Source organism: Acetivibrio ethanolgignens (assembly GCF_001461035.1).
In the GTDB taxonomy this organism is placed as follows: domain Bacteria; phylum Bacillota; class Clostridia; order Lachnospirales; family Lachnospiraceae; genus Velocimicrobium; species Velocimicrobium ethanolgignens.
Genome location: NZ_LNAM01000207.1, coordinates 1 through 11909, shown reverse-complemented (window position 1 = coordinate 11909; position 11909 = coordinate 1). Strand labels below are relative to the sequence as shown.

The following is an 11909-nucleotide window of genomic DNA, read 5'->3' as shown; positions in this document are numbered from 1 at the left end:
GGATTTAATCTGCGGCAGGATTGCGACAGGAGAGAATTATAATTTGACGCGTGACAAGATTGAACAGAAGAATGAGAAACCAATGTCGCAGAAGATGTTTAAAGCAATTTAATATAGAAGATAGAGGACGCTCTGGCTTATGGCTGGGGCGTTATTTTTTTGTGGCGCTTATTCTTTTTTTCGGTTATAATTTAATGGGATTTTTATTAAAAAGAAGAAAGCTGGGATGAAAAAATGGAAAGGCCTACAGTCTTTATATCATATAAAAGAGATAAAAGTGATGTTGTCAATGAGTTAGAAAAGCAAATTAATGGAAGAGCATATATTAAAAGAGATACAAGAGAAATTGGCGCGTGGGAAAGTATAACTGAGTTTATGAATAGCATTAGAAAACAGGATTTTGCAATTCTTGTAATCTCTGAAAATTATTTAAAATCTGTTGCGTGTATGTATGAGGTGTTGCAATTATTAAAAGATGACAATTGGTTGGAAAAAACTATGATAATGTTAGCGGATGACATTAATATATTTGGAACCAAAGAGCAGATAACGTATATAAAATACTGGAATGATGAATATACCAATATTACGGAACTGATAAAAACATTACCTCCAGAAACCGTGAGTAGTCAGGCTGAAGATTTGAAGAAAATATCAAGAATAAAAGATGAAATAGGTTCATTTTTACATATTATTTCTGATAGGAATATTCCAGCAGAGGATGTTTATGAACAAATAAATATACGTTTGGAAAAATATAATGGAATAAAAAATGAAGAAGATAACACAATGGAAACTGTTAGGTTAGGAAGTGATGCAATTGCATTGTTGATTACTGTATGTAATGCTTCAGGTATATTGCAAGTTTCAACTTCGTTAGAATCGTATTCGATTTCCATAGATAATACATCTTTTGTTGATTGTAGTTCATTGGATAATAGAGCAATTGCAAAATGGAGTGATGCACTTACTAAATTAGAGTATTATGGTTTGATTACCACAGATAATAATTTTCTATATCGTGTAACACAAAGTGGATATAAAGCTTCTGAAGATTTAGAGAAGCAGATAGGTACGGAAAAGGTTAAGTGCAACAATTGTAACTATCATGGTGCTTCAGATAAAAAGGAGGAATGTCCGATATGTAAGTGTGCAATCGGTGGGAGAGAAAATTTAGTTCTTGATGCAATTAAGAAGAATCCTGCTGTGAATAGAAAACAACTTTCGGAATTGTTAGGATGCACAGAGAGAACAGTTGTAAGGGTGTTAAATACCTTGCAAGAGAAAGGTATCATAGAAAGAGTTGGTAGTTCAAGAAGTGGCACTTGGAGAATAAAATAAAAATCCTTAGTAGTAAGCCAACCCCATTTTACTACCAATTTTACTACTAACAGGTAGTAATAACATGCTCAATTCTGCTCTGATTTGCCACATTCCGTAATTTTAGAGCAAATCACAAAATACCCGATAACCCTTGCAAAACAGGGCATTTCCGGGCAAAAAGGAGTAAATCAAAACTATGATTAAAATATTATTCATCTGCCACGGCAATCCAGTTTTACTATAATGCAGGGCTTTGCAAAGTGGGGCAACACAGGGCAAAATGTGGCGGGAAACCGCATAAATACTACGGTTTAGACTACTAAGGCACATGGGCAGAATCGGGATAAAGGCAAATGTGTGGGGAGAAATCCTTAGTAGTAATGGACTACTTAGGGATGAATATAGATGTTAAAGCCACAATCGTTGGTAGAAAGACTACCTGGTTTGTGGCTTTTGTTGCTTATAAGCCGTTGTAATATAAGCTGAAAGTAGTAAAATAAAGTAACTCGACTGGGGAAAGGATGTTAATTGATATCTAGAAACCCAAGTATCTATAAATTATTCAATGAGGACTGTAATGAATTAATGAAGCGGATGCCCCCTCAATCTGTGGATTTAATATTGACAGACCCGCCTTACAACATTTCGCAGTATTCTACTGGAAACATTCCACGAGAAGGAAAAAGTACATTAAATAACGATATTGCTGACTGGGATAAAAAAATCATTAATCCAGTTGAGTATGTAGATGCGTTTAAACGTATTATAAAGCCAAGAGGCAATATTATTATTTTTTCAGGTTACAATCAGATTGGTGATTGGCATAGAGCTTTTGATTCGGAGTTTGATACTTTTCAGATGTTTGTATGGCATAAGACTAATCCAGTACCTAAAGTTTATAGGAATGGATTTTGTAATAGTTGTGAATTTGTCATATTCTTATGGAACAAAAGACACGTGTGGAATTTTACCACACAAGAAGAGATGCATAATTTCTTTGAATGTCCGATTTGTTCATATCCAGAGCGACTGAAGGCCCCCTTTCATCCCGCTCAAAAACCCTTAAATCTTATTGATCACTTTATTAAAATAGCGTCTAATCCTGGAAACGTAGTTTTTGACCCTTTTATGGGAGTTGGAACTACAGGGGTTTCTGCTATTAGAAATGGTAGAAAATTTGTAGGAAGCGAACTGAATTATAAATATATTACAGCTGCAGACGATAGAATAGCTCCTTATTTGTAAATGTTGCTTAAAACCCGTTGCCTTAAAAACACAGAATGATATAGAATTATTTTGTCGTTTGGAAGGAGGTTGTGTCGATGATAGCCAAGCAACTTGGAGAAAAAATCAAAGAATTACGCAAAGAGATAGGACTGAGCCAAGAAAAATTTGCGCTAAAAATCGATATGGACAGAACTTACTTTGCGACAGTTGAATCAGGGAAAAGGAATATCTCTTTGCAAAATATTGAGAAGATTGCAAATGGATTAGGTGTAACTATTTCAGAATTATTTGAGGGTATAGGAGGAGACTGCGATGACTAATACAGAAATGCAGATTAAGAATATTGTTTATGAGGAATTTTTAAAGTTAATTGAAACTATCGAAAGCGATTTCAAAACAAATTTTGTTAAGAAGAGATACAATTTTTTGCTTAGTCAGCTTGATGAAACAATTACAGCCAATATGGTATTTGTAAGTAGTTTTGAATCAAAGAGTGGATTTGCTATTGAGACATGTGCAAAAAGAATTGCTAGATTGAGATTTGGAGAAGAAAATGTGCCTACAATTGTTAATCCAAGAAATGTAAAACATAATATCAACCCTAACACAATTAGCGGACAGATAATTGTTACAGATATTGATACAGATAATGGAGACCTAAGAGGAAATATATCTACATTTAGAGCAACAAATGTGGCATCTGGTAAGGGAAGTTCGAGAGCAGAAAGTGGGGTTACTCAAAGTAGCATTATGTCGTTACTTCCAATGGTTCAGAGATATAAAACTGCAGGATATCACACAAAACCTGTTGATTTGGCTTTCTTTGATGGAAAGGACTGGGTTGTACTTGAACTTAAAGCCGGTGGAGATTTAGATAGTTCAAATGCGCCTGCAAATGTTGAAAAGCTTCTTACAATTTATGCTGGACTAAATGTTCCTAATTCAAAGGCATATTTTGCTACATTATATAATAAAAATGGAGAAGGAAATACATGGACGGGGGCAGTTAAGAAACATATGGCTTTCCCTGAGATGTTCCTTATTGGGAAGAAATTCTGGAATACAATTCTTCCAGACGGAATTACATATGAGCGTTTCACAGAGTTATACAAAATGGCATTAGAGGAACTTGACCTTAATTCAAGAATAAAAGAGATGATAAGAAGGACTGTGAAATAAATGTTTGAAGATGACTTAAAGGTTTTTATCGAAAATCAATTGAGTAATATGGCTAGAAATGTATCTAAAAACTCAGATAAGAATATAGAAAAACGTGGTAATAATCCATTTGTTTTGTTTGAGGGTGTTGAAGAAAAATATATGGCAGTTGGACGAAGCCTTGATTCACAATTAGGTACAAGATTACAGAAAATAGCATTTTACATAGCAAGATATAGATTTGGATTTGAGAAAGTACCAAATGTTATTATGTTTTCCGATAATGAGGATAAGCTTACCATGACTTTGGTTTCATATCCTATTGAGTGGGGAATGACTCAAAAAGTATGTTGGGGAAATGATTTGATGACCACAATGAGCAAGACTTTGCAGAAAAAATATGAGAATTCAACAGATGATTTTTTTGTATCAGAAACAAGTTTCACTGGTATAAATGTTGATGAAATGAAAAGAATTTTTTTATCTGCATTTGAGGAAGCGAATAGAAATGAAATAGAAGGTAAGTCAATACCGTATGATTTATTATTTATTGATACAAATGGTGGGTTCCATGTGTATGAGATTAAAGCAGGTGGAAATCTTGATACAAAGAATAAAATAGGAAACGGAAATGAAGTATTAAGACTTGAACAGTTGTTTTCTTTCATAAGTAACTGCAACTCAAAGTTTGCAACTTGTTATAATAATCGAGGTGAAGGCAATGCACCGGAAGGTTCTATTTTTTCTATATTAGATGACCAACATAAGGTCATTGGAAAAGAATTCTGGGAGGAGATTCTACCAGAAGATTTGACGTATGAGAGGTTTATTCAACTGTATGCAACGTCATTTCGTGATGCTAGAGTTAGAGAAATAATTGCAACAGGACAGTAATTATATTTTATTCAATGGAGATTGCTTAGAATATATTAAATTAATAAAAAGTAACTCTGTTGATTTAATTTTAACAGACCCACCATATAATATAGCCCAATATTCAACGGGAAATATTCCATTGCCGGGAAGGAGTGCTGTTAATAATGATTTGGGAGAATGGGATTTAAAAGAAATAAACCCATTTGATTTTGTAGATGAATTTAAACGTATATTAAAACCAGATGGTAATATTTTTATTTTTACAAGTTACAACTTAATGGGAAAATGGCATGCAGCATTTGATTCAGAATTTGACACATTTCAGTATTTCATATGGCACAAGACTAATCCTATGCCAAAGATATTTAAGAATGGATTTTTGAATAGTTGTGAAATGATTGTATGCTTATGGAATAAAAAGCACAAATGGAATTTTTTAACGCAAAATGAAATGCATAATTATTTTGAATGTCCTATATGCATGGGAAAGGAACGATTAAAAGAGCCTAAACATCCATCTCAAAAACCATTAAAGTTACTAAGACATCTTGTGAAAATAGCTAGTAACGAGGGGGATGTGATTTTTGATCCGTTTATGGGGGTAGGTTCGACAGGTGTTGTTGCCAAAGAATTGAATAGGTCATTTGTTGGATGTGAGATTGATGTTGCTTTTTTTGAAGCAGCAAAAGGAAGAATTGATAAAACAAAAAATATGCTGATTGAGGAGGATAATAGGAATGCCTAATTATGGTAAAATTGGAGAAAGAGATTTGGATTTTATTGTATTATACATATTGGATAAGCATCCCAATATTGATACAAGTCAATTAAAGAATTATATTTGGCATTATACAGAGCCGGGAGGAGTTAATTTAGCTCCGTTAGTAGATAGAAATGATACGGCTATTGACCAGATAGTAAGAAATATTATCAGTCACAGAAACGATTCAACAAATAATATTATTTTTCGTGGATTAGTTTCTTATAATTCTGGTATTTTGAATATCACTGCTACAGGACAGGCTACACTCGATGCATTTATTAAGCAGAAAGCATTGTAAAAATAATTTGAGCTCATCAGTTATATGCTGACGAGCTCATTGTATTATTAATAATTGGTTATCACTAGGTGCTCAACATCTCGGTCATTTCTGTTCATAAAGCTGACCATATACTTCTTATCAAAGCTTGTTATATTGAAATCGTCTTTATATAAGTCATAAATAAAATCCGTATTCTTTATTATTAGTAATATTTTAGCTCGTGTACGCTTGAGACATTCGCATAGGCGTTTCTGTTCTTCACGTCCAAATTCGTTTTGAGCGTAAGTAGAAAAGTCGGTATCATAAGGTGGGTCTAAGAAGATATAATCATCTTCTGTCAAATTTAGTTCATTAATAAAAACTTCAAAATCTTCACAATATATTTCTGCACTCTGGAGTTTTGCTGTCATTTCTTCAGAAAGTAGATAGTCAACTTTCTTTTGAAAATCTTTTCTGTTATATGAAATACCCCCATATGGAACATTAAATTCTCCTTTTCCGTTGTATCTAAACATGGAAGAGTAACAGTATTCTCTAATGAAGAAAAATACAGCAGCCTGTCTACCTTTACTTAGAATAGATAAATGATTTTGTAAATATCTAATGTACATATAGTAGGCGGATTTCATTGCTGCTTCAATATTATCAAGTCTATCACTATCAGGAATAACACCATTTTCTTTTTCAAGTTTTGCTGAACGTGAAATTTTGCTTGAAAGGTTTTTTTTGAGTTCCTTGATGAAAACTTTATCATAGCCTTCAGCTAATGTAGAGAAGAAATCGTGGTGTTTTTTAATAAAATTATCCACAGTAATCTTGGAAAGATAAAGATCTAAAACTTCTTCTTGGTGATTGTCTACAAATGTTCCTAATGAAGTGAACTCATCAATTTCTAATTGTAAATACTTTATTAGATCTTCATCTTTTTCTCTTGCGCATTTGTATAAGTTTATTAGTTCGGTGGATTTATCGTTGATGCAACATTTTTCTGTGCTAGTATCAAAGAATACGGCACCGCCACCAACAAATGGCTCAACAAAGCGTCCAGAATAGGTTGGACTATATTTTCTGATGACTGGAAGTTCTTTTTCTTTTCCTCCAGGCCATTTAAGTATTGTTTTCATGTTAATCATCCCTTCTTAAAAGAATACGAGAATAGGATACCATAATTGTTGCTTAAAAACAACAATATTTTAAAAGAGATTATGAAATTTTTACGTGAAGAGATTGGCATGGCGTGGAGTAATCTCTTCAGATGTTGCATTTGGAGACCGATACCCCCACAAACGCGCACTTTCACGAAATTGAAAATGAGATATTCCATTAGCAAAGAGAGTGTAAAAAAGTGTGTAATTCAGAGTTTGCTGATCTTATGGATTAATAAAAATATTATATAAAGTAGGGAGTGACCGAAAGGTTGCTCCTTATTTTCGGATAAGCATATTTTCAGTTTCATTTCTTATCGTTAAATTCCATAAGTTTTCTCTTTTAAGGATTAGAAGGACAGATTCTTCAATATTATCTAGGTCACTTGGTCATGTTTTTCCCGAAGGATAGAGAAAAGAAAATTATTTTTCAAAAACTGTAGTTCAAAATCCACCTAACTGTAATTGGGAGGATTAGAGGGGAGAAGAAATTTTTCTTCGGATAGGAAAAGGCAGAAATTCCTTACTAATAAAAGTGCGAGGGAAAACGAGTCATTTTAGAAATTTCTGTCCAGAGTAATGCGAAAAATAAAAAAATATCCCGCCCATTTCAGAAAAAAGTGTCCATAGGAATGTGAAAGGATAAAAAACTTTCGTTCAAAATCAGATTTCCTGTCCAAAGGAATATGAAAGGGGTTGTAACTTTTCCCGTCTATGAGAACAACACAAAGGAGGCATACAACATGGATTTATCAAAAATTCCAAACAGGCTGCGTGGCAAACCATATTTCTGCTTGATGAAACTTGAGCAGAAACCGGGCAAGGATAAGAAGGATAAGGTGCCATACAGAACGAATGGAGCAAGAGCAGACCCTACTAACCCTAATCATTTCACAAGCCTTGAGAATGTAATGAAGGTTTTTGATAAGGGTGGGTATGACGGAATCGGCATAGGCTTATTCGATGACAATATTGCAATCGACATTGATGATTGCGTGGAAAACGGAAAGCTGAGTGCAATGGCTGCCGAGATTGTTGATTCACTTGGTTCATATGCAGAGTTCAGTATTTCCGGCACGGGAGTCCATATCTGGGCAAGGGCACCTGGTCTTGTTTATGACAAGGAACGCTACTACATCAACAATCGCGCATACGGACTTGAGATTTATCCGGCGGGCGTAACCACGAAGTTCATAGTGACTACAGGTAATGCAATCAATGATTGTGACGTCAACGAATGTACAGATGCACTTAAGGTTATTCTTGAAAAGTACATGATAAGACCGTCAGCTGAAAAGCCAAAAGTCGAGGCTCCGGGGAGTTACCTTTCCGATGAGTCAGTAATCGAGAAAATGCTTGCTTCAAAAAATGCAGAAAAGACAAAAGCTTTGTGGAAAGGTGAGATACCGGAAGGTAAATCGCACAGTGAGGCTGACGCAGCACTTTGTATGATACTCGCATTCTGGTGTGGTGGTGATGAGGAACAGATGGACAGGCTTTTTAGGCAATCTGCTCTTATTCGTGACAAGTGGGATGAGCTTCATGGTGCTGATACTTATGGAAATCTGACCATACGAAATGCCATAGCAAGAGCCACAGAGTTTTACAAACCTGTTGATGTAGGAGATGCCCGTGAGGACTTCAACGAACTTGCGATTCGTCTTACGGAGTTCATGCCGGAATCAAACCGACTTTACAAGGAAGGTGACCTTGGAAACGGAAGGCTTTTCGCTGATGTGTTTAAGGACATTGCAAGATATGTGCCGGAACGCAAGAAGTGGTTTATCTACGATGGCACCCGCTGGGTTGCAGATATTGGTTCGCTTAAGGCTATGGAACTTGCTAAAGATTTGGCTGATGCATTGCTCATCCATTCCGTGACTATCAAGGACGAAGATATGCGAAACAACTTCATTAAAAATGTTGTGAGAAAGTGGCAGCAGAGAGGTTATCGTTCGGTCTACCTTAGTGATGCTCAAAGCGTGTACCCGGTGCCAATTGAGAAGTTTGATGGAGATATTTATCTCTTCAATTGTAAGAACGGAACACTTAATTTGCGGAACGGAACTTTCAGAGAACACAGAGCAGATGACTTCGTTACCAAAATCTCGCCCGTGGAATATGTGCCGTCAGCAAGGTCGGAACGTTTTGAAGAGTTCATCGATGAAATTACCTGCCGGGATAAGGATAGGGCAAGATTCCTTCAGAAAACATTGGGCTACGGCTTGAGTGGTGATACAAGGTTTGAGTGCATGTTCTTCTATTTCGGAGAAACCATGAGAAATGGTAAGGGAACTCTTATGGAGACTGTTCTTATCACACTTGGAGATTACGGAGCAACAGTAAGACCAGAAACCATAGCGACCAAGTATAACCCTAACAGCCAGAACCCCTCAGAAGATATCGCAAGACTTGCAGGCATACGATTTGCCAACATATCCGAGCCGGGCAGAGGTCTTCTGCTTAACGCAGCACAGGTCAAAACGATGACGGGTAGTGATACCTTGAATGCTCGTTTTCTGCATGAGAACAGTTTTGATTTCAGACCACAGTTCAAGCTATATGTGAATACCAACTATCTGCCTGTAATTACGGATATGACAGTGTTTACAAGTGACAGAGTTCTGATAGTGCCGTTTGAAAGACACTTTGAACCTTGGGAACAGGATAAAGGATTAAAGGCAGAATTCAGAAAGCCGGAAGTACAGAGTGCAGTTCTCAACTGGTTACTAGACGGATATGCACTTTTGCAGAAGGAAGGTCTGCAACCACCTAAATCAGTTCTTGAGGCAACGGCAGCCTACTATCACGAAAGTGATAAGGTTACGCAGTTTGCCGATGACAGGCTTATCGAAGATGGTACCGCAGAGGTCAGAACATCACAGGTTTACGATGAATACCGAAGGTGGTGTGATGAGAATGGCTGTTACTCCGAGAACAGCAGAAACTTCAATCAGGAGTTACGCAAATTCGGAAAAGTAGTCAGAAAGCGTCCGAAAGCTGGTGGAGAGAAAACCACAATGCTTATAGGATACAGGCTTAAGGTAGATTTCTTAAGCTAGGGGCAATATGTGGCTATTCAGAATGGTAAATCCTATAAGAAAAAACATTATAGAAAACACCATATGGACTAGCCACAAAATGCCCCGATTGTGAAAATGCAAGAAGGGAGGAATGCCTTATGGTCAAGATTTGGGGAAGTGCCGAAGAGTTACATTTACTACCCGGCGATTGTGACACAGAGAAGTACAAGTGCATTCGTGTGTATATGAAACCGGATAACAGCCTTGTCGGAGTGTTTATGAGCAAGTCGGCAGAACCACCTCATTACTATGTGATTGATGGTTCACAGGAGATGTACTACAAAACCCGTACCGAGGCAATCGGCTACTGTATCAGTAAAGGATACGCAGAGGAAACAGAGAATTAGGAGGATATGCAAATGTTTACACAGGATTATTTTGAGAAACACTTCAAACTTCACAACAAGATTGTGCTTTACACACCGGACGATATCAAGTTGGAGTTTACCAAAGAGCCACACTTCCATATGAGTGGCGGACACACATCACTGGACCTTATGGATGTGGAAGACCTTACCTCATTCTGTAATGCAAGAGGTTTGAAGACAAAACCAAGCAATAACATCACAGTTTAGCACGATAGGGTGACCCCAGGGGCGGATATAATCTCTGTGACCTTTATGGCAGGGCAACGGTGCCGCCCCTTCGTGCGAATAACTTACAAAAGTTTTAGGGGTATTAACCCCGGAAAGGAAAAAATATGGGAAAAAGAGGACCCATGCCGGGTACTGGTGGCAGACCGAGAAAAGCATTATCGGAAAAGTTAGCTGATGGTAATCCGGGATATAAATCAATAAAGGTTATACCTGCACCTTCTACATATGAAGGTATAGATATTCCAAAGCCAAATGATTACATCAAAGCAAAACAAAAAAACGGCAAGCCATTATATGCCGAGGAAATCTATAACAATACCTGGGGATGGCTTATTGAATGCAAGTGTGACCACTTATTCGTACCTGCAATCGTGGAGGAATATGCGATGAGTTTTGCACGTTGGATTCAGTGTGAAGAGGCAATTTCAGAGTATGGTTTTTTGGCAAAGCACCCTACAACAGGACAGGCTATCACATCTCCGTATGTCAGTATGAGCCAGAGCTACATGAAACAGGCAACGCAGCAGTGGTCTTTGATTTATGAGATTGTAAAGGCTAATTGCACAGTAAATTTTGAAGGAGCAACACCATATGAGGATGCAATGGAATTGTTGCTCAAGAGTAGAGAAAGGAGATTTTAACTATGGTTACAGAATCAATTTCAAGCACCAATTCATCACAGGAGGGAATAGTAATGGGTATTGATGAAATCACAAACAGTGGCAAGGATTATGATACAGAATTTTGGAACAAGGCAATGAGGGGTAAGCCGGCAGACTTTGAGAAACTTAAGGATGGCAGAACGGCAACAGATATGTTTACTCTTCCTTACGATAGTAATCGTAAATATATGGCTGAACTTGAAAAGGAGAGTATCTTCCGTCAGTTTGCAACAAGTATCAATGTATCTTCATCCAACAATACCGTGCTTGCGTATGCGTCAGACGATGTGGCCGCATGTGTGCCGGAAGGAGAATCTATCAATGTATCGGATCTGGCAGATGATTTTACAAGAATTAAGACAGAGGCTCATAAGGTGGTGTCACTTGTAAAAATAGCGAATGCATTTGTTACAGATAATGCGTTCGATATCAAGAAACACCTTCCAAAGCGATTTGCAAAGGTCTTTGGCAGAGCAGAAGAAAATATCTTCATTAATGGAACGGGAGAAGGTCAGCCTGTGGGTATTTTGAATGACACATTGGGTGCTGAGACAGGAGTTACCACAACTGACGTTACTTTCGATGATGTCATTAATCTTTATATGTCAGTAAAGGCAAAACATCGTAAGCATGGAGTATGGCTTATGAATGACGAGACAGCACTTGCTCTCCGTAAGCTTAAAGATAAGGACGGCAATTATTTATGGCAGGAGAATATGGATACCATTCTCGGTAAGCGAGGGCGTAAAAAATCTTGTGTCTTTGGATCTTGAATCTTTCTGATAAAAATTAGATA

General features: G+C 36.9%; 13 protein-coding genes. 12 read left to right on the top strand and 1 reads right to left on the bottom strand.

Features of this window, described 5'->3' with window-relative positions:
* Positions 1-234: 234 nt before the first annotated feature.
* From ASU35_RS16585 to ASU35_RS16555, 7 genes are all read left to right on the top strand, one after another.
* Positions 235-1341, top strand: coding sequence for a TIR domain-containing protein (locus ASU35_RS16585; protein ID WP_058354089.1), 1107 nt, complete (start codon positions 235-237; stop codon positions 1339-1341).
* Positions 1342-1932: 591 nt separating this feature from the next.
* Positions 1933-2568, top strand: coding sequence for a DNA-methyltransferase (locus ASU35_RS16580; RefSeq protein WP_242861311.1), 636 nt, complete (start codon positions 1933-1935; stop codon positions 2566-2568).
* A gap of 77 nt (positions 2569-2645) precedes the next feature.
* Positions 2646-2870, top strand: coding sequence for a helix-turn-helix domain-containing protein (locus tag ASU35_RS16575; protein ID WP_058354087.1), 225 nt, complete (start codon positions 2646-2648; stop codon positions 2868-2870).
* Positions 2863-3729 carry a TdeIII family type II restriction endonuclease gene (locus tag ASU35_RS16570; protein WP_058354086.1) on the top strand — a complete coding sequence of 289 codons (867 nt, stop codon included), beginning with the start codon at positions 2863-2865 and terminating at the stop codon, positions 3727-3729. Before ASU35_RS16575 ends, ASU35_RS16570 begins: the two co-directional genes overlap by 8 nt.
* A complete protein-coding gene (locus ASU35_RS16565) occupies positions 3730-4602 on the top strand; it encodes a TdeIII family type II restriction endonuclease (RefSeq protein WP_058354085.1) in 873 nt (290 codons plus the stop codon).
* Positions 4586-5329 carry a DNA-methyltransferase gene (locus ASU35_RS16560; protein ID WP_058354084.1) on the top strand — a complete coding sequence of 248 codons (744 nt, stop codon included), beginning with the start codon at positions 4586-4588 and terminating at the stop codon, positions 5327-5329. Before ASU35_RS16565 ends, ASU35_RS16560 begins: the two co-directional genes overlap by 17 nt.
* Positions 5322-5645: a hypothetical protein gene (locus ASU35_RS16555; protein WP_058354083.1), complete on the top strand. Its 324-nt coding sequence runs from the start codon at positions 5322-5324 to the stop codon at positions 5643-5645. The genes ASU35_RS16560 and ASU35_RS16555 overlap by 8 nt, the downstream gene beginning before the upstream one ends.
* 47 nt (positions 5646-5692) lie before the next feature.
* On the opposite strand, the gene ASU35_RS16550 is transcribed toward ASU35_RS16555, so the two are convergent.
* Positions 5693-6751: a DNA adenine methylase gene (locus ASU35_RS16550; protein ID WP_058354082.1), complete on the bottom strand. Its 1059-nt coding sequence runs from the start codon at positions 6749-6751 to the stop codon at positions 5693-5695.
* Between the two features lie 764 nt (positions 6752-7515).
* Between ASU35_RS16550 and ASU35_RS16545 the strand changes: the two genes are divergently transcribed.
* From ASU35_RS16545 to ASU35_RS16525, 5 genes are all read left to right on the top strand, one after another.
* Complete coding sequence (locus tag ASU35_RS16545; protein WP_058354081.1) at positions 7516-9834, top strand: phage/plasmid primase, P4 family; 2319 nt, start codon at positions 7516-7518, stop codon at positions 9832-9834.
* A 119-nt stretch (positions 9835-9953) separates the two neighbouring features.
* Positions 9954-10202: a hypothetical protein gene (locus ASU35_RS16540; protein WP_058354080.1), complete on the top strand. Its 249-nt coding sequence runs from the start codon at positions 9954-9956 to the stop codon at positions 10200-10202.
* Between the two features lie 12 nt (positions 10203-10214).
* Entirely contained in the window at positions 10215-10430 is a 216-nt protein-coding gene (locus ASU35_RS16535) for a hypothetical protein (protein ID WP_058354079.1), read from the top strand.
* A 125-nt stretch (positions 10431-10555) separates the two neighbouring features.
* Positions 10556-11092: a P27 family phage terminase small subunit gene (locus ASU35_RS16530; RefSeq protein ID WP_058354078.1), complete on the top strand. Its 537-nt coding sequence runs from the start codon at positions 10556-10558 to the stop codon at positions 11090-11092.
* 2 nt (positions 11093-11094) lie between these two features.
* Complete coding sequence (locus tag ASU35_RS16525; protein ID WP_058354077.1) at positions 11095-11886, top strand: phage major capsid protein; 792 nt, start codon at positions 11095-11097, stop codon at positions 11884-11886.
* The last annotated feature ends 23 nt before the right edge of the window (positions 11887-11909 follow it).

What these genes read in the sequence shown, in the direction of transcription:
- ASU35_RS16575 (WP_058354087.1), top strand. Translation starts at nt 2,646, where the DNA reads ATGATAGCCAAGCAACTTGGAGAAAAAATCAAAGAATTACGCAAAGAG.
- ASU35_RS16585 (WP_058354089.1), top strand. Translation starts at nt 235, where the DNA reads ATGGAAAGGCCTACAGTCTTTATATCATATAAAAGAGATAAAAGTGAT.
- ASU35_RS16540 (WP_058354080.1), top strand. Translation starts at nt 9,954, where the DNA reads ATGGTCAAGATTTGGGGAAGTGCCGAAGAGTTACATTTACTACCCGGC.
- ASU35_RS16525 (WP_058354077.1), top strand. Translation starts at nt 11,095, where the DNA reads ATGGTTACAGAATCAATTTCAAGCACCAATTCATCACAGGAGGGAATA.
- ASU35_RS16565 (WP_058354085.1), top strand. Translation starts at nt 3,730, where the DNA reads ATGTTTGAAGATGACTTAAAGGTTTTTATCGAAAATCAATTGAGTAAT.
- ASU35_RS16545 (WP_058354081.1), top strand. Translation starts at nt 7,516, where the DNA reads ATGGATTTATCAAAAATTCCAAACAGGCTGCGTGGCAAACCATATTTC.
- ASU35_RS16555 (WP_058354083.1), top strand. Translation starts at nt 5,322, where the DNA reads ATGCCTAATTATGGTAAAATTGGAGAAAGAGATTTGGATTTTATTGTA.
- ASU35_RS16530 (WP_058354078.1), top strand. Translation starts at nt 10,556, where the DNA reads ATGGGAAAAAGAGGACCCATGCCGGGTACTGGTGGCAGACCGAGAAAA.
- ASU35_RS16550 (WP_058354082.1), bottom strand. Translation starts at nt 6,751, where the DNA reads ATGAAAACAATACTTAAATGGCCTGGAGGAAAAGAAAAAGAACTTCCA.
- ASU35_RS16535 (WP_058354079.1), top strand. Translation starts at nt 10,215, where the DNA reads ATGTTTACACAGGATTATTTTGAGAAACACTTCAAACTTCACAACAAG.
- ASU35_RS16570 (WP_058354086.1), top strand. Translation starts at nt 2,863, where the DNA reads ATGACTAATACAGAAATGCAGATTAAGAATATTGTTTATGAGGAATTT.